Here is a 23,010-nt window from a genome sequence, read left to right on the forward strand (position 1 = left end):
GCTTCCAGGCTGGAGGGACTAGCTGATTATACCTATCCCTGTCCGTTGGATTTCTTCACGAGCGTCTGATAGAGGTCGTCCTTCAGTTGAAGGCGCTGCTGCTTCATCCGGTGCAGCTTGTCATCGCCGATGGGGGCATCCCTACGTTCCAACCCCTCGATTTCCTGGTCCAGCTCCGCATACCTTTTGAATTCTTCCTGGAATCTGGGGTCGTTCCTGTTCAGTTCGTCGATCAGTTCTCCGTACTGGGGAAATTCGTCGTGAAGCTCATGGCTGGAAATGCCCATTACCTCGTCTCCTTTATCTCGCAGCGTGTTTATTCAGGATGCCATTCTTACTCCGGATTTGTGAACAACCTCAGGAGGTTCAAATCCGTCGTCCTACAGATCCGATGCCAGACGCCCCAGCCCCAGTGAGGCCTTGAAGCTCTGGTATTCGTCCCGGTATACAATTGCCCCCAGAGCCATCGCCGCCTTGGTGGCCATGCGGTCGAAGCTCTCCCGTATCAACACGGGAATACTGGGCTTCAGCCGCACACTGGCGGTCTCAATCAGTACGGCCCCCATCACCAACAGGGCATCAATCCTCCGGTTATTCCTGTCGCCATCCATAATATGGCGCGCCAGTATCCTGGCATCCTCCAGTATCACTTTCTCCTCCTGGTTCAGGCTTGCGCCGTCAAACATCATGAAGCTCTGATAGCGTCGCGCCCTCTTCAGCATGAAGGATTCCTGAACGGCGGGGTCGGGCTCATCGGCTTCCGGTTGGGTGTTGAGAATGCCGTGGAGTCGGAAGTCGATCTCCCCTGCCGCCCGCTTCTGCTCAAAAACGTGCCTGATATCTGCCCGGGCCACCTCTGACGTACTCTCCATGGCTTCGGCGATAACCGCATCAAATGTGGTTTTCTCGACCATATCCAGTACCCGGCGAATGGTATGAATGGATTTCATGACATCCGGCCATAGACGGGGATCCGCTTGTTCCGGCTCGTCAGGCAGGCGGTTCCCGATTGCACGGGCGCTGAAGAACGCCTTCTCAACATCACGAATGGCAACTCCGGATTCATTCGCTACCCATCTGACGCCGTAATCATTGAGGTCTTCAATCAGGCTGGAGGTAAGGATTAGCAGATAATACTTCATGCCGAGTGGAAGGTCTGTCATCAACACTCCTTCTCATCAGGGATTCCTCCTTTAAGGTATAGCTTATTATGGGCCGAGTACCAGCTTTGTGTATGGCAGCCTTCGCCTTTGACAAACCGCTAATAGCTGGGGCCCATCAATAGGGTATAGGATGATTAAAAGAACCTGAGCATTGATCTGTCTATCCCGAGGAAGATTACACATGACGTACGCGCGAATTGTCGGCACGGGCTCGTATCTGCCCGAGAATGTCATGACAAACAAAGATATGGAAAAAATTGTCGACACCAGCGACCAATGGATTCGTGAGCGTACCGGCATTGAACAGCGACATATTGCGGTAGAGGGCGAAACCACCGTTGATCTCGCTGAAAAAGCGTCACGACTCGCGATCGAAGCTGCCGGACTGCAGCCTGATGACATCGACCTGATCGTTTTTGCCACCTCAACACCCGACAAGATTTTCCCCAGCTCCGCGTGCATCCTCCAGGCCCGCCTTGATATTCATGGCTGCCCTGCCTTCGACATCCAGGCGGTGTGCAGCGGGTTTGTCTACGCCCTTTCCGTGGCCGACAAGTTCATCAAGACCGGTAGCAGCAAAAAGGCCCTGGTGGTGGGAGCGGAGCTGTTCTCCCGAATTCTGGACTGGGAAGACCGAGGCACCTGCGTGCTCTTCGGTGATGGCGCTGGCGCGGTGGTCCTGGAGGCCAGTGAGGAAACCGGCATTCTGTCCACCCACATCCACGCCGACGGCCAGTATGAAGAACTGCTGCATGTACCCTACGGCATTGGCGACGGCTTTGACCAGGTCCGGGCCGGTAAAGGCCATGTGCATATGAAAGGCAATGAAGTCTTCAAGATCGCGGTTAATACTCTTGGCAAGATTGTCGATGAGACCCTGGAAGCGAACCAGATGCAGAAGTCGGATATTGACTGGCTTGTGCCCCATCAGGCAAACCTGCGCATCATCGCCGCCACGGCCAGGAAGCTGAATATGTCCATGGACCAGGTCGTGGTGACCGTGAACAAGCACGGTAACACGTCCGCTGCCTCTATCCCCCTCGCCCTGGACGTGGCCGTTCGTGATGGTCGCATCAAAAAGAACGAAGTCGTCTTACTGGAAGCCTTCGGTGGTGGTTTCACCTGGGGATCGGCCCTGCTCCGTTATTGATCGTTCTGACCACCCGGTTTGCACACATTAGCCATCCCTGAAGCCCTGTTGGCGCTATATACTCGTTATTAAAAGTGTAGTGCCAATAACAAACAGGATTCAGGCGATGACGAACAAGGCAAGTGCAAAGAAGCCCTCCGTAATAATCATCGGAACCGGCTTCGGTGGTCTGTGCATGGCCATCCAGTTAAAACAGGCAGGGTTTGAAAGCTTCACCATGCTGGAGAAAGCCGGCAACGTCGGCGGAACCTGGCGTGATAACACCTACCCGGGCGCCGCCTGTGACGTGCAGTCACACTTCTATTCCTATTCCTTTGAGCCAAAGCACGACTGGTCCCGCAAGTTCGGGCTCCAGAAGGAACTGCTGGGCTACATGGAAAGCTGCGTGGACAAGTACGGGCTTACCAGCCATATCCAGTTTCACCAGGAAGTCACGCGCGCCGACTTTGATGAAGCCAGTAACACCTGGACCGTAACCACCCAGGATGGCCAGCAGCGCATCGCTGACGTGGTCGTGTCGGCCACAGGACAGCTGAACCAGCCTGCCTATCCGAATATCGAGGGAATGGACCGCTTCAAGGGAACGCTTTTCCACTCCGCACGCTGGGATCATGACTATGATCTGACCGACAAACGGGTTGCCGTCATTGGCACCGGGGCAAGCGCCATCCAGTTTGTGCCGGAAATCATCAAGCAGGTGAAATCACTCAGCCTGTTCCAGCGTTCCGCTGCGTGGGTATTGCCCAAGGCCGACCGGCCGTTCAAAGCCTGGGAGCAGGCTTTGTTCAAATCCGTCCCCGCATGGGATCGCCTCTATCGCTACATGATCTACTGGAAAAACGAGAGCCGCGCGCTGGCCTTCACCCGCTTCAGCGGTCTGCTGGAACTGTTTGCCCGCCAGGCCAGAAAGGAAGCCAGAAAACACGTTACCGCCCCGGACAAGCTCAAGCACATCATTCCCGATTACAAGATCGGCTGTAAGCGGATTCTGATCTCCAATGACTGGTATCCGGCCATTAACCAGCCCCATCTGGATCTGGTGACCACGTCGATAGACCACATTGACGAGTCGGGCGTGGTGACGTCTGACGGCAAACATCATGACGTCGATGCGATTATCCTGGGCACCGGCTTCGCAGCATCGGAATTCCTGGCGCCGATGACCATCACCGGTCGTGACAACACCACCCTTAATGAAGCCTGGGCAAACGGTGTCGAAGCCTACAAAGGTATTTCCGTCACCGGATTCCCGAACCTCTTTGTGCTCTACGGCCCCAATACGAACCTGGCCCATAACTCCATTGTGTATATGCTGGAGTCCCAGGTGCGCTACGTCATGAGCTGCCTCAGCACTCTGGAGAAGTACCCGGGGTCGGCCATGGATGTATTGCCCGAGCGCCAGAAGGCATTTTCAGACTCCGTCCAGACCGGGCTGGAAGACAGCGTCTGGAATTCCGGCTGCACCTCCTGGTATCTGGATGAAAACGGCCGCAATACCATTAACTGGCCTGGCTTCACCTTCAACTACCGGCTGGCGACACGCCGGGTGGACACCACGGATTATCAGTTTCTGTATCCCGCCGAAGCCCATTAAGTAAGCCACCACACCCAACAGACTCCCGCCCTGGCCGGCGGGAGTTGACGTTTCTGCATATTCATAGGATGATTGGTTCATCACTTCAACGGATCATAGACATGCCTCTTGTACCCATCAAAAAAGGCTCCCTGGTCGAAACAGCCATCGAAAGCCTCCGGGCCGCCATTGAGCAGGGACAGTGGCCAATCGGAACCCGCCTTCCCGTGGAAGCGAGCCTGTCTGAAGCGCTCGGAGTAAGCCGCAACACAGTTCGGGAAGCGGTGCGCGTGCTGGTACACGTGGGCATGCTTGAAACTCGCCAGGGGGACGGTACCTACGTGCGGTCCACCAAGGACGCCGGAGAAACCCTGCGCCGTATCGCCCGGGCCCAGCTGGGGGATCAGTTGGAAGTGAGAATCATGCTGGAAACGGAAGCATCCCGGCTTGCGGCCCGTCGGCGCACGGAATCCGATCTGGTGGCAATGACCAAAGCACTGGATGCCCGGGCAAAGGCCGGGGAGAACCTGACGGCTCGCATCCGTCACGACGAGGCGTTTCACCATGCCCTGGTAGCCGCGTCCCACAATCCCGCGCTGACAGAGCTGTACGACTACTTCGCCCACGCTGTCTCCCGCACCATTGAAAGCACGGAAACAGAGCCAGACCTGCCTGAACCCTCCCAGGAAGATCATGAGTTGCTATTGGCAGCCATCCGGCGCCAGGACGAGGAAAAGGCGGAAACCCTGGCAAAAGCGCTTCTTAAGCCCAGCCTGGATACCTTGCGGGAAAGTCGGTCATGAAGTTGAGGGCTGATCCTTTCACCCTGCTGTTGCTGGGCGCCATTGTTCTGGCTTCCTTCCTACCGGTTACAGGCGGCGCTGCGGACCTGCTCGCAACCGTTGGCACGCTGGCCGTCGCCTTACTGTTCTTCCTTCACGGGGCCGCCCTGTCTCGCGAACAGATCGTCGCAGGGGCGACTCACTGGCGGCTACACATACTGATCACTTCCCTCACCTTCGTGTTCTTTCCACTGGCCGTGCTACCGATCAACGGCATCAGCGATTTTGCCCCGCAGTGGATGCCGGAAGACCTGGGCCTGGGTTTCCTTTATTTGGGTGTCCTGCCCTCGGCGGTGTCGTCTTCCATTGCATACACTGCCATGGCGAGGGGGAACCTGCCGGCGGCCATTTGCAGCGCGGCAGCATCCAATGTGTTCGGGATGATGCTGACGCCCTTCTTGCTGTTACTGCTGGTCAGCACGTCCGGAGGCGGAAACTTCTCGGTGGCCGAAGCCCTGAAAGACATTGTGTTTCAGCTGTTATTGCCGTTTGCAGCCGGCCACGCCCTGCGGCCGCTGCTGGGGGGATTCCTGGCCCGCAACGAAGGCCTGATGTCGCGGTACGATCAGTGCGTTATCTGGATAATCGTATACTCCGCATTCTCCCACTCAGTGGAAAGCGGTCTGTGGCAGAACCTGCCGGTATCGGCGATCATACTGACCATCGTGTTGTGCTTTGCCCTGCTCGGGTTCTTTATGGTGATGGCGCGTTTGCTGGTAAGACGCTTCGGATTCAGCCTGGAAGATGAAGCGGCGGTGGTATTCTGCGGCTCGAAGAAGAGCCTGGCCTCCGGGCTACCCATGGCCAAGGTGCTTTTCTCGGGTCACCCCGGATTCGGCATGATCGTGCTGCCGATTATGTGCTACAACCAGATTCAGGTAATTATCGGGGCCATTCTGGCCCAGAAGTACCGGGAAAAAATCGAGGCAGCTTCAGCCGCCGCCTCCCATGCCACCGAAGAGCGTCGCCAGAACGGCTAAACCGACAATCCAGCCAATCACCGCCGGCCAGAAATTGACCATTTGGGGCGGCAAATCTTCCTCCGCTTCCTGCTCCTGCGCATCCCGGGCGGCCTCCTCGTCTTCCCGATTTTCCCTGACCACCTCGGTCAGACTGTTCCAGTCGAACCACTCGCCCAGGAACCTGGCAACGGGAGCCGGAAAAGTGCCATTTTCAGCCATTGGCCGCACGTTCTGTTCCAGGGATCGGCCTATCTCGCGCCTTACCCGGGGATAATCCGCAGGAGGCTCGCCAAGGATCGCCTTCCAGATCTGTGGGTCCTTGCTGCGCCCCGAGTCGTTCAACAGCGCGTTCACCTGAATCACCACTTCGCGAACCACTTGCTGCTCATTGGCGTTCAACGGCTGCTCATCGGGAACGGCGGCAACCGGCTCAGCTGCTGGAGCGGATTCTTCAGACTGTGACCGCTCAACTTGTGGCGCGGGCTCCCGGCCCATCGCTTCCTGATACGCCTGCTTCAGGCGCTCGGCTTCTTCGCCAGTGGCAAATTTGCTCTGCTTTTCAAAGGCGGCTTCAATTTGCCGAGGATCGCGGGTCGGCTCAATACCGAGGATTTCCCAACATGTCATAGACGCGTAACGCTCATATCAGAGATTCATTACAATTTTGAGAGACAAATGCAGTGCTGTCACCTACGATACACAAAAGGCATTCAAGCAATACACCGTCCATCCCTTAATCACCCGATTATAAAACGACTGCCATGCCTGTTACGAACTCTGTTGCCAAAACGTCATCCGGCCTGCACAAATCCGTCGCTCCGCTACACTGCCTGACCATGGTTTTGGCAAGCTTGCTGCTACTTTCCACCCCGATCCACGCGGACGACAGGGAGCCTGCGACGGATTTCTCCGGACTGTCATCCATTGAACCTCCTCTCCCGGAGGTTCTGACGACGACCCGGCTGCGTCAGCCAAAATCCCGCGTTCCCGGCACAACCACAATTATCGAAGGGGATCTCATCAGGGATCTCGGGGTCATGAACCTCGTTGAGGTATTCCGGCTGGTACCCGGCATGACGGTTGCCGAAGTGGGTAGCAACAATCCGGTGACCAGCTACCACGGTACGGTGCACTACGAACAGCGCCGGCTTCAGGTTCTGGTGGATGGCCGGACGTCGTACCGCGCCAGCCTCTCTGATACCGACTGGCATACCATGCCCGTGCCTCTGGAACTCATAGAACGGATTGAAGTCAGCCGCGGGCCCAACTCAGCGGCTGATGGCATTAACGCTTTTCTGGGCACCATCAACATCATTACCCGCTCGCCTGACGACACGGCGGGAGTCCAGCTCGGGGCCGCTTCCGGCTCCCGCGGCCACCTCAGGACTTTCGGCTCCGTTGGCGGCGCCAGCGACCCCTACAGCTGGCGACTGGCCTACGAAAAACGCAGATCCGACGGTTTCGACAAACAGGAAGACGATGACCAGTTCTATCCGTTCAATGACGGGTACGACATCAACACCTTCAGCTACGACGGCATCGTCCGTACCTCGGACAGTACCAACCTGGAACTGCGCGGCGGGGTTGTTGACGGTATCAACGAAGAAGACCTGCGAAAGAATGGCAAGCTGGGAGCCACGGATCACCCTGATATCATCGTTGATGACTACTACCTGCAGACACGCCTGAACGTACATACCTCGGAAAACCACTTCTTCCATTTTCAGGCCAGTTACCAGAATTATCAGCGTCGTCAACGCTGGCCGGTGTGTATTTCCGGCCCGGTGATCGACGGTATCCTTGCCGGAAATGAGCCCGAATTCGATTTCGAACCCGGCGACTGCATGCCGGGAGACAGCCCGGCCCCCTTCGTTGCTGACCTGAATGAAGATATTGAAGAGTCGCGGCTTGAGTTCGAGATTCAGGACACACTGTATCTCAACCCCGATTTCAAGTTGGTATCAGGGCTGGGGTATCGTAAAGACACCTATCGCTCCGAGACTTTCTTCAATGGCCGGGGGAACAATTATCAGTCCCGGGTATTTGCCAACCTGGAATACACGCCAGCCAAGTGGGTCACCTTCAATGCTGGCGGCAACTGGGAGAGCACTACAACTACCGATGACGACTATTTATCGCCACGGGTCGCAGCCAATTTCCTTATTACCAATAACCAGGCACTGAGGTTCGTGTATTCGGAAGCCGTTCGCACCCCGGATGCCTTTGAGCAACATCCTGACTGGGGATACCAACCGAGAAACATACGCCCACCCTACGATTTTCTGGAAGGCACACGATTCGAGGTCGAAGATCTGGTTAATCCGCAAACCTCAACTTTTGGCGAAGAACTTGAAGAAGAGCGCATAATTTCCCGGGAAATAAGCTATTTTGGTCAGTTCTTTGTAAACCAGGCCTTGTTGTCCCTGGAGGTTCGCTATTTCAATGATCACCTGACAGACATGATCAGCGGCATCATCAATGAGGAGGAGTGGTTCATCGCCAACAATGTCGATCTGGACCAGGAAGGCTTCGAGGTCGAATCGTCGCTTGACTACGCCGGCACCAAACTTCGAGCCACTTATGCTTACCTTGATCAGGATGGCCGTTATACCGGCGCCCCCGACGCACTTGACTCCAGAGATCAGGAGTATGTCGTTGAGCTTCTCGGTCGACTGTCCGTTCGCCACTCAGGGAGCCTTGCCTGGATACAGCAGTTACCTTTCGATCTTACGTCGTCTGCCACATTCTACTGGGCGGACGAATTCCGGAGATCTCAATTCGAACGTGCGGATTTCAGGCTTGCGCGCAGAATATTCGCCTCTAACTACAGTTACGAACTGGCCGTTACCGTGCAACACTATCTGAACAGGGAAACGGACCTGAGTCCGGATAACATTATTCAGAACCACAACCAGTTTTTTGTCGAAGCTGGTATCCGATTCTGATAAAGACAATGGAATGCACTTAACCCGGGAAGGTATGAAACTCGACAACCAGTCAATCAACGCCCGCTACTCAGGCAGGATGCCTGTCAGGGTGACTATTTGCCTTGTGTTTCTTGTGCTGCTGGCATGGCGCCCCGCAGTGAGCGAGCCTGGACCGGCTACCGCTATTTACGTTGCCGGTGCGGATACCAACGCCGCGCTCACAAAACACTTGACCGGCCTGCTGAGCGACGCGCTGGGCGACCGCTTCAGCCTCAGGCCCTTCAAGCCCGGCCAAACCTCCCAGGACGACAACAGCATCGTTATTACCCTCGGCCCCGAGGCGTTCAGTTTCGTCCATCAGGAAAGCCGCAATGTTCCCATTCTGGCGCTGCTCGTGGATCAACACTTCGTACAGGGATACTCTGTAGACGCCGAAGCCCACCTGGGTGCGATTCTGTATGCGCCCCCGTTGATTCGCCAGGCGGTCACAGGCAAAGTCATCCTGCCCCATGCCACCCGGGTATCAATGCTGGCCACTCCTGACAGTGCGGCGCTGTATGAGCAGGTTGTCAGCCAGCTACCGGACTTTGGTATGGAAGGACAGATCTTCGTCGTCAACAATACAGACAACCTGATCCCCACCCTCATCCGTGCACTGGATTACGGCGATTTTCTTCTCGCCGCAACGGATAACACCATCTACAACCCGCGAACCATCAAGCATATTTTACTGACAACCTACCGGCGTAATCGCATTGTCATCGGCCCCAGCCAGGCTTACGTTAAGGCCGGCGCCCTGGCCTCCACCTATGCTCCGCTGACACGGGTGGCTGAACTGGCTGCGAAAATTGTCAGTGATTACCAGGAAACAGGCCACTTTCCGCCAGCGGTACACCCGGAATCGTTCAGACTGGAAGTTAACCAGCAGGTCGCACGCTCGCTGAACATCCCCCTTCCTCCCGGGCAGGAACTTGTCATGGCCATCAAGGCCAGACTCGCCTCATTGACGGAGGGCGACGATGAGTAAATCAACGGGCAAACCAGCTCCCCTGGTCAGAAAGCTGATGCTCCTTGGGGCAGCCCCCGCCATTGTCATGTTCGTCGTGCTCATGGCGTTCTTTACCTCTGCCCGTCTTGATGACGCGCGCCGGGATCTGGCGGACAGCAGTCAGATGCTCGCTGACAGCCTGGCGCCCGCGGTTGAGTACGCGGTGGTTTCCGGCAATACCGTGGCCTTGCAACAGATCCTGACACAGTCTCTGCAGCGTAGCCGTGTGCAATGGATACGCGTGTCCGATGTCATGGGTGACGAGGTCGGCTTTGTAACCAGTACCGACGATGACACCATTAACGCCAGTGACACATTCGACATATTCGAGGCCGAAATCCTTCAACAACCACTGGATCTGGGAGGTAGCCGGCAAACCGAGTGGTTTGAGCCCGATTACGGGTTTGGCAATGGCGCCCTGCGGGTGGGAACCGTCCAGGTGGGCGTCAGCAAGGAACAACTGGCGGCGCGGCGAAGCGACATTCTCTGGACGTCCGTTGCCGTTGGCATAGCGCTTTTGTTGTTCACCATGCTGATCGTGAACCAGACACTGTCTGGCATACTGGCACCGATTCGCGGACTCTCCAGCCGTGTTAAACGGCTTATTGAGCTGGATTACAGTCAGGCGCCGGTAAGCAAAAATCATAAAACGAGAGAAATCCAGGAGTTGGAAGAGAATCTTAATGCTCTGGCTAGCCACTTGAACTCCCTGCAGGAATCCAGGGCCCACACCCTGGCTGCCTCGGAAAGCGCCCGTACCAAGGCAGAGTCGGCCAATCAGGCGAAATCCGAATTCCTGGCGGCCATGAGCCATGAGCTGCGCACGCCACTAAACGGCGTGCTCGGCATGATTGAGCTGGTAGCTGAGGAGCCCCTCTCCCCGCGACAGAAGGACTATTTGCTGACCGCCCGGCAGTCAACAGAAGACCTGCTGACGGTGATTGGCGACATTTTGGATTATTCACGAATCGACCGGGACATGCTGCAACTGGAAAACCGGGAGTTCGATCTTCGTCAGTTGCTCACCAACTGTGTCGCCAGCTACAAACTGCTGGCGGAACAGCAGGGACTTGCGCTGACTCTTACTTACTATGGCGACTGGCCAGACAAGCCATTTGTTGTTGGTGACGCCCCCCGCATAAGACAGATCCTGGCCGGGCTGATTGACAATGCCATCAAGTTCACCAACGCCGGCTACATTACCGTTCAGGCGGGCTGGCTCTCTCTGGAAGACAATTGCGTGGTGCTCAGTTGCGCCGTCAGCGATTCCGGATCGGGTATTCCCGCCGATCGCCTGAATGATATTTTCAACTCCTTTGAGCAACTCGACAGCGGCGACAATCGCGGGCACGGCGGCACCGGGATGGGGTTATCGCTGGTACAGAGGCTGGTCGAACTGATGGGCGGGCATGTACAGGTGGAAACCGATCTGGGCAAAGGCTCCTCATTCCAGTTTGAAGTGCCCTTTGAGCTGGCGAACAAGGCTCCGCTACCCCGATCTCCCGAGCAGGACCTACCACCGGCACACGATCCTTCTTCGAGGGCTTTGGTAGTTGAAGACAACCCTGTAAACCAGAGGGTTGCCACGGCCCTGCTTTCCCGCCTTGGTTTCGAAACTGACGCCGCCAACAACGGCAGGGAAGCGCTGGAGCTGATCCAGACCAATCACCACGGTTATGACGTAATCCTGATGGATTGCCAGATGCCCATCATGGACGGCTATGAAACCACACGGTGCATCCGGGAATGGGAGCAGAGTAACGGTCAGGGCGGCACGCCTATCATTGCCCTGACCGCGGATGCCCTGCCCGGAACGGAAGCGAATTGCCAAAACGCGGGCATGAACGACTACCTGGCCAAACCCGTTCGAAAGGAAAGTCTGAGGAATGTACTCAGCCGCTGGATAAAGCTATAACCGGCGGCTGGACATCAGCATAATGCGCGTCTGGTCAGGCGACCGGTTCACGCATGGTGACAAATTCTTCCGCGGATGTGGGATGAATGCCGAGGGTACTGTCGAACTGGGCTTTGGTCGCCCCGGCTTTTATTGCCACGGCGAGCCCCTGGGTGATTTCACCGGCATCCGGCCCTACCATGTGAGCGCCCAGAACCTTGTCAGTCCCGGCGTCCACCACCAGTTTCATCAGGCAGCGCTCCTCGCGACCGCTGAGGGTGTGTTTCATCGGTCGGAACTCGGAGCGGTAAATTCGCACCGTGTGCCCTGCCTCCTTCGCTTCCTCTTCCGTAAGCCCCACCGTCCCGATATTCGGTTGGCAGAAGACAGCGGTCGGAATGCAGTTGTAATCCATCTCGCCCTGCCCGTCACCAAACAGGCGACGTGACAGCACCATACCCTGGGCAAGGGCAACCGGGGTTAGCTGAGGGGTACCTATAACATCGCCCAGTGCGGTAATGGACGGCACCGCCGTCTGGAAGTGATCATCCACCTCAACATGGCCAGATCCGCTCAGCCGGACGCCCAGCGCCTCCAGGCCCAGCCCCTCAACCAGCGCGCGACGACCGGTTGCCGCCATCACCAGGCCGGTGGTCATGTGGGTTCCGTCATTCAGGGTAACGTCATAATGGGTGCCGTCGCTTTCCACGGCTTCGATGGTCACCCCGAACCGCAGGTCTACACCTTTCCTGCGCATTTCGTTGGCAACAAACTCGCGCACATCGTGGTCAAATCCCCGCAGGAACAGTTCTCCCCGGTACAGCAGCGTGGTCTCTACGCCAAGCCCGGCCAGGATACCGGCAAATTCCACGGCGATGTAACCGCCGCCCCACACCACGGCTTGCCGTGGCAACTGGGGCAGGTAGAACATTTCATTGGAGGTCAGAATGCTCTCTTTGCCGGGAATATCCGGAATCACCGGCCAACTCCCGGTTGCTACCGTGATGTGCTTTGTGGTGTAACGCTGGTTGCCGACAACAACGGTGTTGGCATCAGCCAGGGATGCCGTGCCCTCAATAATGGTGACACCGGCATTCTCCAGCATGCGACCATAAATACCGTTCAACCGCTCAATCTCGGCGTTCTTGTTGGCCACCAGTGTTGGCCAGTCGAAGCTGACCTGATCAAGGGGTACCTTCCAGCCATACCCGGCTGCGTCCTCAAGGTCTTCGCTGACATGGGCACCATAAACGAACAGCTTCTTGGGCACGCACCCGACGTTAACGCAGGTACCGCCCAGGTATCGGGACTCGACAATCGCGACCCGGGCGCCTCTCTGGGCAGACATTCTCGCGAGCCGTACGCCGCCGGAACCGGCGCCAATTACTATCAGATCGAAATCCTGGTTGTCAGACACAGCGTCTCCTGAACATCATTAGGTCAAAAACATCATCCGGGAACCGCCTGTTTTTCCTCAGGGCTCACTTCCCGGAACAGCACATGGTCCTCAAAATCCCCCAGTCGGATTTTTCCGAGACTGTGAAAACCTTCGGACTCGTAAAATGGCAGATAGCGGCTATTGCCGGTATCCAGTACCAGACCGCTGCCCCGTGGATTATCCGCACACAAGCGCTCAACGGCGGATAGCAGAAGCCGGCCATAACCGCGATTCTGGTACTGGGGGTTAACGCCCATCAATGGCAGCTGGTGCGCCAGAGGCTGGGGCAGCATCGCCTTGATTTTCTCGTGGTAATCCAGGTAACGACGGGTACAGGCGAAGCCTGCGGTCAGTACCATGCGTATGCGCCAGCTGATCTGTTCGGCCAGGTTAAGACGCAACTCCGGTTCGCCGATGAAGGCCACGGCGACCAGGGTATCATCGACCATAACACCGACGGCCTCCTGATCGAGATCGAAATAGAGGTCGATCAGTTCCCGAATGGTCGCCCTCACCCTTTGTTCATACCCCGGCCGACGGTGATCGAACAGGTACTGGAACGTCGGCTCACGAAGGTACGAATGGAAGAGAATGGACCTCGCCTCGTTTCGTGCGCCCTCATCAAGGCGGACAATCACTGGCTCTGGTTTGTTATTGTTGTCTTTGCCGTCACTCATCAGGTTTACTCCTGTTTACTCACCCGTTTATACGGTTAGCACTTCAGCAACATCTTCAGATCGTAAGGGTAAGCCGCACGGATACGATCCCCGGATCATTTTTCCGGTCCATGGCGGCCTGATCGATCACCACGCCATGATTGTTGTTAAGATCCTCCAGCCAGGCAGCCACTTCGGCAAACGGAACGTCTTCAAGCCATACACGAATGGCGCTGTCGCCACTGGGCTCGAACCGTTGCAGTGATAAACCCGACTCTCCGGCACTGCGAGTGACCAGTGCCATGAGTGCACGGCCATTCTCCGGAGCGTTCGCTGCCGGCCCATCGCCGCCTTCACTTGCCGCCAGCCGTTCGATATCTTCCTGGTTTTCCTCCATCCAGGCCAGCAACTCTCCTGCGTTTTCCCGCGAACTCACGGCCTGATCATGAAAACCTGTCACCGGTCGCCAAATCAGGAAATACAGCACCCCGAGCAACACCGCAACAGCCAGAACCGCCAACGCCTGCTGATCACGGCGGGGGAGCTGGTCATACTGGGCAATCAGCTTGCCAACCGCTGGCTGGTCTTTCAGTTTCGTCAGCATACCTTCAGCCCCCCGAGACCGTCAGGCGCCCGCGGGCGCCACTGGATTCATTAACCACCGAGCCAATCTGCGCTTCCAGCCCCTGTTTCGCCAGCCCGCTGCGTAAGGCGCTCATCCGGTCATAACTGTCAGCGCGGATATCCACCACAAGCTCTCCCCTTGAGCGACTGTAGTTAATGGAATTGAAAGTCAGCGATTGATTCTGTGGCACTTTGGTGTACTGATCCCCGGTGTATTTCATCAGCGTTATGAAATCCGCGTCCGGCCCGCCTGAACCAATTGTGCGAAGCTGTCCCTCAATCACCCGGCGAACATTGCCTGCATGGGTACGGCGGTCTCCCGGAAAAGCATCGCGGTAGATCGCCATAGCCTGTTCCCGGGTCTCATCGGCCTCCTGCTGGTGGTAGAAGCCCAGGCCCAGCTCCACGCCCAGCTGAATGACGAACCAGACGCAGGCCACTGCAATCAGGGGCTTCCAGGCCCGCAACGGACTGGCCTGACCACCGTTGACGCCATAACCGCCCTGGCACAGGTTGATCGGGTGGGACAGGTGATGGTGATGGGCGTGGGCCAGGAGCTCCAGGGGCATGAGATCAATGGTTTCCAGCTTGATGGCAAGCCGGCCGGCGCCCCGCAGTTCACTGATCGCGGACTGCTGCTGTTCCAGCTCCTGCTCGGTGCCAAAGATGGTCACCGGCATCTCCGCGACAACGTCTTCCGATGGCGGAGCTGCCAGGGTATGACCAAACATCCCCAGGTTGCGTGACTGGATGCTCAGCCATTCACCGTGATCGCTGATCAGCATCGCATTCTCACCATCCAGGCAGATGGACCAGCCACCCCTGGTTTCTGGCAACAGTGCTGCGTCGGGGTAAACTGCATCCAGCCGGGCGTGTTCCCAGCCACTGAAAAGATCCACCCAGTCCGACATGCGGTTGTGGTCAATGGCCGCCACCCTGAAGCCACTGTCCGTTCGGCTGCCCAGGGCCAGGTGAACGGTATCTATGTCCTGGGCAATCTGCTCCTCCACGGCGTACGGCAATGCCTGCTGGATAAAACGCGTTTGTTTGGCCGGTATATCCGCCACGCAAAACAACGCCTCATCACCTGGCACCAGGCCAATCAAAAGGACATTGTCCAGAGCATTCTGACTAAGGGTTTGCTCGATATGGTCCCGGGTATCCCCTCGCCCATGAGCCTGGGTGTCGCCACTGGCATCATGAAGAACCCAGTTGTACAGCTGCGCATCCGGTGTCTGCTCAGGGTCGGCAAAGGGTGGCAGGGGCCTGACATAAAGGCGGTAAGACATGTCTATCCTTCTGAAATAGTATAAGGCTCTTTGGTAATCCGGTTCTTTTGCCCGGTATCCCGGTGAACCGTCTGTACCTCACCTTCCGGACTGCGGAAAACGGTGCTCACCAGATTCGCAACGCGATCATCATAGGTAATCCGCGAAACGACCTCAAAAAAACGGGTTTGTAGCCCCAGGCCGTTGGCTTTCAGCCCAAGACCCGCAAATTCCGGCAAGGCCAGGAAATCCTGAATATTTTCAAACCGCTCTTCCTCCCGTTTTTCAAGAATAGACTCTGCCTGGGCCTGTGTCAGTTCCGCGTGCAGTGAACGCAGCACCGGAGCGGTTGCGGTGTTTACGTTAATCCCCAGGCCCGTCACCGGCAATGCCGTCACATGACGCCTTAAAGAACGGTAGATTTCTTCGGTCATCCCCTCAATGAGCCGGAGTTCGGTTACGCTGACGAATGGCTGGTTCGCCGAGCGGAAGGCGGGATCCGCCATCAGGTACTGTCCATCCTCCGCACCGTAGGCGCTGACCGTCTGGTCATCCGGATCAATCCAGTCTATCAGGACATCAACCGTAATTTCCGATATGCCCAATGCAACCAGCAACCGGGCGAGGCGGTCGCGGGTAAGCGGATCCACCTGGCCGTTAGCGGATACCAGATCGTTCAGGTTGATACGACCGCCGAGATCATCAATCTGAACTTCGGCCACGCCATTGTCATCCAGAGGCAGAATGGCGGCGTTGGCAGCCCAGAATTCGTCCAGGCTGTCGACCATCAGGTTTTCTTCCTTGTCCTCCTCAAAATCCCGGACCAGGATTTGCCGGGCAAAGGCTTCCGTGCCGAGGGCAACGCTTTGCCCCTGCTGTTGCGCCAGGTAATGACCGGCCCGAAAAACCCGAACGCTTTGTTGCTGGGTCATGCCCGTGGCGAGCATCACCACCAGAGCCATCGCCAACAACACCATGATCAGGGCGACACCACGCTCACGACGCAGGGAAAGACCTCTTTGCGCGGTCATTGGGGATTCCCCAGGGCGGATGGGCCATTCTGATCCTGGCTCTGATTTTCCTCATCTTCCTGCTCATCGGTACCCGAATCCGTTTGAGTGCCACCCGCGTTAACCGTATTCACCATGCCCTGGGCCTCGCTTGTGTCAAAATCCGGAAAAGCGAAGGTGCGAACCAGTTCGCCGAAGCGCTCGTGCTCCAGGGTGATTTCAAGGCCCAGTGGCAGCGGTATGTCGGGCCTTGCTCCCGGACTGAGGCTTGCCATGGCTTCTTCAGTGGGCCAGCCATCCGCCCAGTTGCGCTGATCATCCAGAAAGCGGACCTCAAACGAAGTCACATCGGACAGCAGCAACACATCCTGGCTGTTTTCTTCCTGGCCCTGATCCAGGGTGATCCAGTACCTGCGACGCAACTCCTCGCCGGTATATTCCCAGCCGACCCGCTGCAGGGAACTCCGCCGGGTTCCCAGTGGATTACGCCACCCCTGCCGGGTCAGGATCAGGGAAAAATCGTCTTCACGGCTGGTCAGCGCTGGCTGGTAATCGCCGTACATGTCACGCACTGGCCTATTAATGACCTGGGTCAGATCCCGTTCCAGAAGCAACATGGTGCGCTGCAACTGGTCAAACTCATCGGCTACATCGTTCACCCGGTCCCGGGATTGCACCACGCCACTGAGCACCTGCCACACGCCCAGACCGATCACCGCTGTAATCGTCACAGCGATCAACACCTCCATCAGGGTGAAGCCCTTCTGTGACATCAATTCTCTCCAATGAAGGCGGACAACGTGTGGACCGGCACCGGATCACTGCCGTCTTCCCTGATACGGGCAACAGTGACCTCGACACGCCGCATGGTGGGTTCTTCCGTACCAAGGACAGCGGTGGTTACCTGCCAGCGAAAAGGGCCATAATCCAGGTCATCGGAATTCTCGGCAATTCCAGGCATACCCTCTGTGAGCCGGAGTTCGCTGATCCGGTTATCGGCAATCCAGCCCGCCATGGTTTTATCCCGGATACGCTCATAACTGGCAATGTACTGACTGCCCACCTCGGCGGCAGCAGTGGCTATCAACCCGAAGACCAGGAGCGCCACCAGCACTTCAATCAGTGTAAAGCCACGCTGGTTGCTCACTGCTCCTCCTCATCACCGCCCGGACGACGCCACTCCAGGGGAGAGATCCCATCGGAGGCGAGTACGTGCATGTAGGAGCTGTCACTGCCAATGGTGAATTCCACTTCAAACGGCGTGGTTTCTCCACTGGAGAAAAACACAATATCCGGCCTCAACTTGTCTTCCTCAGAGGCAAGTCTGGGGGTGTCACTTTCGATAAACTCAGTCACCAAAAGCCAGTCGGGAAAGCTACGTTGGCGGAACATCCGCTCACCCGGCTGCGTCCATTCGTTGGCTTGTTCGTTGAGGGTCGCGAACCGGTAGCTGCCTTCCTCAAGAAGGAGCCCCAATTCCTTGTTATTCAGTACAGCCTGTTCCGAGGCGGTTTGCATCAGCAAAAACATCTCACGGACATGATTTTCCATCTCCCGCTGTTGAGACCCGCCGCCCAGGTTCAGCACTGCCAGGGCAGCAAGCAACCCGACAACGATCAGGACAACCAGAATCTCAATCAGCGTAAAGCCCGAGGCCGATGCCCGCTTCATCATTATTGCTTAATCCCGGGTTTTCCAGACACTGATGTCAGCGGCATCGCCATCACCGCCTTCCTGGCCGTCGGAACCATAGGAATAAAGATCATACGGGCCTTCGGTGCCCGGGCTCACATACTGGTACTCAGAACCCCAGGGATCTTCCGGCACATTCTTCAGGTATCCGTCCGGATTCCAGTTCCTCGGTTCCGGGCTGCCGCTGGGCTTGCTGACCAGCGCTTCCAGGCCCTGCTGGGTTGAGGGGTAATGGCTATTATCCAGGCGATACAGATCCAGCGCGTTCGCGATGTTGCTCAGCTGGGTTTCCGCGACAGTCACTTTGGCCTGGTCACTGCGCCCCATAATGTTGGGGGCCACAATAGCAACCAGCAGACCGAGGATGACCATAACCACCATGATCTCGATCAGGGTAAAGCCGCCGTGTTTTCGGCGGATGTCGCACGGATTCCGGGTAACGTCAGGCTTCATAGTTTTACTCGTCATTTGCAAGGGCTCTCTTTCCATTTTCTGGGGATAACGATGTCGGGATCAGCCGACCAGATTGCTCATATTGAGAATCGGCAGCATGATGGCCAATACAATGATCAGCACCACCACGCCCATGAATAACAGCATCATTGGTTCAAACAGACCGACAATCGCTGCAATTTTTGATTGCAGGGTGTTTTCCTGCATTTTCGCGGTCCGTTCCAGCATGCTGTCCAGCTCACCACTCGCTTCACCGCTGGCGATCATGTGAAGCATCATTGGCGGGAAATACCCCGTCTGATCCAGCGAGCGGTGAAGGGAACCGCCTTCACTGACTTTGCGGGCCGCATCACGCAGCTCCTGGCGCAGGTAATCGTTGGACAACACCTCACCGGCGATACGCATGGCATCCACCAATGGCACGCCACTGGTGGTCAGGATACTGAGCGTACTGGCATAGCGAGCGGTATTCACCCCCCGTACCATGCCGGAAAACAGCGGCATGCTCAGCAACCAGCGGTGGAACTTCAGCCTGAACGCAGGCTTACGCAGCGATAGCCGGAACCCGACAATGCCAACGATGATCAGTATCAGAAGGTAGACACCGAAGTTTCCAAGAAATTCCGACACCGACAACATCGCCACCGTCAGGCCCGGCAAATCCTGGCCCTGCTTCACGAAAACTTCGATGATATCGGGAACCACATAGGTCAGCAGAAAAACAACAATGGCGATGGCAACCACGCTCAGGATAATCGGGTAGATCGCCGCCAGTTGGATTTTCTGGCGGGCCTCCTGCCGGGCTTCCGTGTAATCCGCCAACCGGTTCAGCACCAGGTCGAGGTGGCCCGCGTGTTCCCCGGCAGAAACCGTGGAACGGTACAACCGGGGAAAGGCCCGGGGAAACTCACCCAGACTGTCCGCCAGGCTATAGCCTTCCATCACCTTGGCGCGAATGGCGATCAGCATGCTGCGGATACGGGGTTTGGAGGACTGCTGGGCGGCTGCGGACAGGGCCTGTTCCACCGGGATACCGGACTGGATCAGTGTTGACAGCTGTCGGGTCACCAGCGCCAGGTCAGCAGCCGCGAGACTGCCGCGGCTGCTCAGAGGGTTCTTGCCATGGGCCTGTTTTTCGGTGGACGGCGCCACTTCCAGCGGTGTCAGCCCCCGCTCCCTGAGTTGTTGCCTGACCGCCCGCGGAGCATCCGCTTCCAGTACGCCCTGTTTCTGTTTACCGCGGGCGTCGAGGGCCTTGTAATCAAATGCGGGCATGGGGTTACTGGCTCCGGTGGGTCACGCGAAGGACCTCTTCAACGGTTGTGACGCCTTCAAGAATCTTGAGAACACCGTCTGCGTGGATACTGGGGCCGGACAAACGGGCCTCGTGCTCCAGATCCAGCTCCCCTGCCCGTTTATGGATGAGAGCGCTGATTTCGTCGGTGATCTCAACCACTTCGTAAATACCGATTCGGCCGCGATAGCCCAATTGATTGCAGTGATCGCAACCCTTTGCACGATAGATGGTCGGGGGGTTAGCCGGATCCTGTTGCAGGAATTCGCAATGCTCTTCGCTCGGCGTATAGGGTTCGCAGCACTCTTTGCAAAGCACCCTGACCAGACGCTGGGCCACGATACCCACCAGGCTGGAGGAGATCAGGAACGGCTCGATGCCCATATCCATCAGGCGGGTAATGGCGCCCACAGCAGTATTGGTGTGCAGCGTAGAGAGTACCAGGTGGCCGGTGAGACTCGCCTGAACGGCAATCTCAGCGGTTTCCAGATCGCGGATCTCACCGATCATGACCACATCCGGGTCCTGGCGCAGAATCGCCCGCAGCCCCCGGGCGAAGGTCATATCGACCTTGGTGTTCACCTGGGTCTGGCCGATACCCGGCAGGTTGTACTCAATGGGGTCCTCGACCGTCAGGATATTGCGGCTGCGGTCGTTGATCTCCTGTAGCGACGCATACAAGGTTGTGGATTTACCGGAACCGGTGGGACCGGTCACCAGCAAGATCCCGTAAGGGCGGTAAATCAGCCGGCGAAGGACCTTGAGATCCCGCCCGGCCATGCCGAGGGATTCCAGGCGGATATTGCCTGCCTGCTTGTCCAGCAGACGAAGCACCACGCGCTCACCGCTGGAGGATGGCATGGTGGATACCCGGATATCCACCTCCCGCCCGGCAACCCGCAACGCAATCCGGCCATCCTGGGGCACGCGCTTCTCGGCGATATCCAGCTTTGCCATGACCTTGATACGGGAAACCAGCAAAGGCGCCAGTGCGCGTTTCGGCTGAACCACTTCCCGCAGCACGCCATCCACACGGAAACGGACCACCAGGCGCTTTTCATAGGTTTCGATGTGAACGTCCGAGGCGTTGGTCTTGACCGCTTCGGTCAGGATGGCGTTAATCAGACGTATGATCGGTGCGTCGTCCTCCTGCTCCAGCAGGTCTTCCGTCTCCGGCACGGAGTCCGCCAGGGAAGCGAGATCCATATCATCGCCGATGCCTTCCACCATCTGCATGGCCTCGGCGGAGTCGTTCTGGTAGGCCGCATTCAGGGCTGCATCAAAGCGATCGGGATCAATGGTGGAGAACCGGGCGCGGCCACCACTGATACGGTTGGCCTCGGCCAGGGCGGAATGGCTGGCTCCGGGACGCACAAGAATGACTGGCTCACCATCTTCCTCGCGGGTCAGTATCACGCCGTTGCGTTTGGCGAACGCGAAAGGAAGACGGCCCACCGGAGCATCCTGCGGCTGAAGTTCGTGGTCTGTATTCAAGGTCGTCCTCGTTTTGTTGCCAGGCGCGGATAAATTATCCGGAAACCCTTTTTATTCAATTAATTCAGAAAGGCTACCATAGGATATGGACCCGCTGAATAACTCTATACACTATACTGCCATTTAACCTTTGCAGTCTGATAACCTGTGATCTTTTTCCAGGGTCGTAAATTCACTGTCGGGACATCCAATGCCTTTGAACAACACCCGGTTACCCATGCTTCTGGCCGCTGCCGTCGTCGTCGCGATGATCGCCCTGACGTCCTGGCAGGCCTACCGCTTCTGGCAACAGGAATCCCAGCGCGACAGCCAGCAACAGAGGGCGGCCGCCGACAGGAAAGCCGATTCCGGGGACCAGACCACCCCCGAGGTGGAACTGGCCTCTCTTGACCTGTTCGGCACCGCCGGGGAATCTGCGGGCGACCAGCAAATTGATACCGAAAACCTGCCTGAAACCAACCTGCGGCTATTTTTGCGCGGGGTGCTGGCAGCAGACGGAGAATTCCCCGGCAGCGCCCTGATCGAAGACGATAAAAGCCAGACGGAAGCTTACCTGGTCGGTGACGAGCTGCCCGGCAATGCCAAACTACGCGCGGTTCACGCCAACCGGGTCATTATTGAGCGTAGCGGAAAACTGGAGAACCTGTACTTTCCCGAATCTGAAGACCGCACCGGACTGGAGTTCGCCGCAGACGGGTCCGGCACTGCCGAACCACAGACGCAGGAAGCAGCCCCCAGCGCTTCACCGGCGAGCAACACATCCTCCCCCGCCGCCGATGAACAGCGCAGAGAGGAAATTCGTCGGCGACTCGAACAACTCCGCGAACGCCTGCGGAACAACAACAACTGAGTCCGACCATGGAAACGGCAGCCCGGACGTTTCGCCGCCGCAGTTTCCTGCTTCCCGTATTATTGCTGGTCACCGCAGTGGCTGCCTTTGAGCTTGGCGACCGCCTGCTAAGCTACGTTCAGGAAGAGTTCGGGCAGGAAGCCCGCGGCCGGCTGGAAAGCTGGCAGAACCTGCATCAAGTGGCTAAAAATGCCCCGAGGGAGCGGCAGCTGGCTCTGGTGAATTCATTCTTTAACCGGGCCCGCTTTATTACCGATATGGAGCATTGGGGGGAGGAAGACTACTGGGCAACTCCGGTGGAACTGCTGACCACCAATGGCGGTGACTGCGAGGATTTCTCGATTGCCAAATACCTGACTCTCAAATCCATGGGCGTTCCCGATGAGGAGCTCAGGATCGTCTATGTCAAGGCGCTGGAACTGAACCAGGCTCATATGGTCCTCGCCTGGTATCCGGAACCGGATGCCGATCCCCTGATTCTGGATAACCTGATCAATGAGATCAGACCCGCCTCCCGCAGAAATGACCTGGAACCGGTCTACAGTTTCAACGGTGAGGGTTTGTGGCTTAACCGATCCGGAGGCAGACAAAAACGCATTGGCGAAGCCGGCAAGCTGGATCATTGGCAGGATGTGAACAAGCGGTTGATTGAAGCTCTCCGGTAACCTTTTG

The 23,010-nt window shown here is 57.2% G+C and carries 23 protein-coding genes; 9 read left to right on the top strand and 14 right to left on the bottom strand.

The features are described from left to right. Positions 1 to 32 precede the first annotated feature (32 nt). Together ACQUWM_RS04085 and ACQUWM_RS04090 are read right to left on the bottom strand one after the other, a co-directional pair. Positions 33 to 287 carry a YdcH family protein gene (locus ACQUWM_RS04085; RefSeq protein ID WP_406984407.1) on the bottom strand — a complete coding sequence of 85 codons (255 nt, stop codon included), beginning with the start codon at positions 285 to 287 and terminating at the stop codon, positions 33 to 35. A gap of 93 nt (positions 288 to 380) precedes the next feature. Continuing rightward, positions 381 to 1,163: a hypothetical protein gene (locus ACQUWM_RS04090; protein WP_407000645.1), complete on the bottom strand. Its 783-nt coding sequence runs from the start codon at positions 1,161 to 1,163 to the stop codon at positions 381 to 383. A gap of 181 nt (positions 1,164 to 1,344) precedes the next feature. On the opposite strand from ACQUWM_RS04090, the gene ACQUWM_RS04095 reads away from it, so the two are divergent. The 4 genes from ACQUWM_RS04095 to ACQUWM_RS04110 all read left to right on the top strand — a co-directional run bounded on the left by ACQUWM_RS04095 (position 1,345) and on the right by ACQUWM_RS04110 (position 5,708). Next, entirely contained in the window at positions 1,345 to 2,313 is a 969-nt protein-coding gene (locus ACQUWM_RS04095) for a beta-ketoacyl-ACP synthase III (RefSeq protein WP_428921265.1), read from the top strand. A gap of 106 nt (positions 2,314 to 2,419) precedes the next feature. After that, on the top strand, positions 2,420 to 3,907 hold the full coding sequence (locus tag ACQUWM_RS04100; RefSeq protein ID WP_428921266.1) for a flavin-containing monooxygenase: 1,488 nt from the start codon (positions 2,420 to 2,422) through the stop codon (positions 3,905 to 3,907). Positions 3,908 to 4,008: 101 nt separating this feature from the next. Further along, complete coding sequence (locus ACQUWM_RS04105; RefSeq protein ID WP_428921267.1) at positions 4,009 to 4,689, top strand: FadR/GntR family transcriptional regulator; 681 nt, start codon at positions 4,009 to 4,011, stop codon at positions 4,687 to 4,689. After that, positions 4,686 to 5,708: a bile acid:sodium symporter family protein gene (locus ACQUWM_RS04110; protein WP_428921268.1), complete on the top strand. Its 1,023-nt coding sequence runs from the start codon at positions 4,686 to 4,688 to the stop codon at positions 5,706 to 5,708. The genes ACQUWM_RS04105 and ACQUWM_RS04110 overlap by 4 nt, the downstream gene beginning before the upstream one ends. Here ACQUWM_RS04110 and ACQUWM_RS04115 read toward each other — a convergent pair. Beyond that, a complete protein-coding gene (locus ACQUWM_RS04115) occupies positions 5,661 to 6,317 on the bottom strand; it encodes a J domain-containing protein (RefSeq protein WP_428921269.1) in 657 nt (218 codons plus the stop codon). The genes ACQUWM_RS04110 and ACQUWM_RS04115 overlap by 48 nt on opposite strands. A gap of 134 nt (positions 6,318 to 6,451) precedes the next feature. Between ACQUWM_RS04115 and ACQUWM_RS04120 the strand changes: the two genes are divergently transcribed. The 3 genes from ACQUWM_RS04120 to ACQUWM_RS04130 are packed head-to-tail and all read left to right on the top strand — an operon-like array spanning position 6,452 to position 11,580. Continuing rightward, a complete protein-coding gene (locus ACQUWM_RS04120; protein ID WP_428921270.1) occupies positions 6,452 to 8,635 on the top strand; it encodes a TonB-dependent receptor plug domain-containing protein in 2,184 nt (727 codons plus the stop codon). Between the two features lie 13 nt (positions 8,636 to 8,648). Next, positions 8,649 to 9,644, top strand: coding sequence for an ABC transporter substrate-binding protein (locus ACQUWM_RS04125; protein WP_428921271.1), 996 nt, complete (start codon positions 8,649 to 8,651; stop codon positions 9,642 to 9,644). After that, positions 9,637 to 11,580 carry an ATP-binding protein gene (locus tag ACQUWM_RS04130; RefSeq protein ID WP_428921272.1) on the top strand — a complete coding sequence of 648 codons (1,944 nt, stop codon included), beginning with the start codon at positions 9,637 to 9,639 and terminating at the stop codon, positions 11,578 to 11,580. The genes ACQUWM_RS04125 and ACQUWM_RS04130 overlap by 8 nt, the downstream gene beginning before the upstream one ends. A gap of 34 nt (positions 11,581 to 11,614) precedes the next feature. Here the strand turns inward: ACQUWM_RS04130 and gorA are convergent, their stop codons facing one another. Genes gorA through gspE form a run of 11 tightly spaced genes read right to left on the bottom strand, consistent with a single transcriptional unit; the run spans position 11,615 to position 21,488 of the window. Beyond that, positions 11,615 to 12,976, bottom strand: a complete 1,362-nt coding sequence (gene gorA / locus ACQUWM_RS04135; RefSeq protein ID WP_407000656.1) for a glutathione-disulfide reductase — start codon at positions 12,974 to 12,976, stop codon at positions 11,615 to 11,617. A 32-nt stretch (positions 12,977 to 13,008) separates the two neighbouring features. Continuing rightward, complete coding sequence (locus tag ACQUWM_RS04140; protein ID WP_407000657.1) at positions 13,009 to 13,674, bottom strand: GNAT family N-acetyltransferase; 666 nt, start codon at positions 13,672 to 13,674, stop codon at positions 13,009 to 13,011. 55 nt (positions 13,675 to 13,729) lie between these two features. Continuing rightward, entirely contained in the window at positions 13,730 to 14,257 is a 528-nt protein-coding gene (gene gspM / locus ACQUWM_RS04145) for a type II secretion system protein GspM (RefSeq protein ID WP_428921273.1), read from the bottom strand. Between the two features lie 4 nt (positions 14,258 to 14,261). After that, complete coding sequence (gene gspL / locus ACQUWM_RS04150) at positions 14,262 to 15,566, bottom strand: type II secretion system protein GspL (RefSeq protein ID WP_428921274.1); 1,305 nt, start codon at positions 15,564 to 15,566, stop codon at positions 14,262 to 14,264. A 2-nt stretch (positions 15,567 to 15,568) separates the two neighbouring features. Next, entirely contained in the window at positions 15,569 to 16,576 is a 1,008-nt protein-coding gene (gene gspK / locus ACQUWM_RS04155; RefSeq protein WP_428921275.1) for a type II secretion system minor pseudopilin GspK, read from the bottom strand. Then, the gene (gene gspJ, locus ACQUWM_RS04160; RefSeq protein ID WP_407000663.1) at positions 16,573 to 17,328 is read right to left on the bottom strand and encodes a type II secretion system minor pseudopilin GspJ; all 756 of its coding nucleotides are present in this window, start codon (positions 17,326 to 17,328) and stop codon (positions 16,573 to 16,575) included. The genes gspK and gspJ overlap by 4 nt, the downstream gene beginning before the upstream one ends. After that, positions 17,328 to 17,702, bottom strand: coding sequence for a type II secretion system minor pseudopilin GspI (gspI, locus tag ACQUWM_RS04165; RefSeq protein ID WP_428921276.1), 375 nt, complete (start codon positions 17,700 to 17,702; stop codon positions 17,328 to 17,330). Before gspI ends, gspJ begins: the two co-directional genes overlap by 1 nt. Then, positions 17,699 to 18,229 (bottom strand): type II secretion system minor pseudopilin GspH, encoded by a 531-nt coding sequence (gene gspH / locus ACQUWM_RS04170; RefSeq protein ID WP_428921277.1) that lies wholly within the window; start codon positions 18,227 to 18,229, stop codon positions 17,699 to 17,701. Before gspH ends, gspI begins: the two co-directional genes overlap by 4 nt. Positions 18,230 to 18,235: 6 nt before the next feature. Next, the gene (gene gspG / locus ACQUWM_RS04175; RefSeq protein WP_428921428.1) at positions 18,236 to 18,700 is read right to left on the bottom strand and encodes a type II secretion system major pseudopilin GspG; all 465 of its coding nucleotides are present in this window, start codon (positions 18,698 to 18,700) and stop codon (positions 18,236 to 18,238) included. Between the two features lie 60 nt (positions 18,701 to 18,760). Next, positions 18,761 to 19,975: a type II secretion system inner membrane protein GspF gene (gene gspF, locus ACQUWM_RS04180; protein WP_428921278.1), complete on the bottom strand. Its 1,215-nt coding sequence runs from the start codon at positions 19,973 to 19,975 to the stop codon at positions 18,761 to 18,763. 4 nt (positions 19,976 to 19,979) lie between these two features. Next, a complete protein-coding gene (gene gspE, locus ACQUWM_RS04185) occupies positions 19,980 to 21,488 on the bottom strand; it encodes a type II secretion system ATPase GspE (RefSeq protein ID WP_407000670.1) in 1,509 nt (502 codons plus the stop codon). 190 nt (positions 21,489 to 21,678) lie between these two features. Here gspE and ACQUWM_RS04190 point away from each other — a divergent pair, with 190 nt between their 5' ends. Both ACQUWM_RS04190 and ACQUWM_RS04195 read left to right on the top strand, forming a co-directional pair. Then, the gene (locus ACQUWM_RS04190; protein ID WP_428921279.1) at positions 21,679 to 22,338 is read left to right on the top strand and encodes a type II secretion system protein N; all 660 of its coding nucleotides are present in this window, start codon (positions 21,679 to 21,681) and stop codon (positions 22,336 to 22,338) included. A gap of 8 nt (positions 22,339 to 22,346) precedes the next feature. After that, the gene (locus ACQUWM_RS04195; RefSeq protein WP_407000672.1) at positions 22,347 to 23,003 is read left to right on the top strand and encodes a transglutaminase-like cysteine peptidase; all 657 of its coding nucleotides are present in this window, start codon (positions 22,347 to 22,349) and stop codon (positions 23,001 to 23,003) included. The last annotated feature ends 7 nt before the right edge of the window (positions 23,004 to 23,010 follow it).

Source organism: Marinobacter sp. DUT-3 (genome assembly GCF_050379435.1).
GTDB lineage: Bacteria > Pseudomonadota > Gammaproteobacteria > Pseudomonadales > Oleiphilaceae > Marinobacter.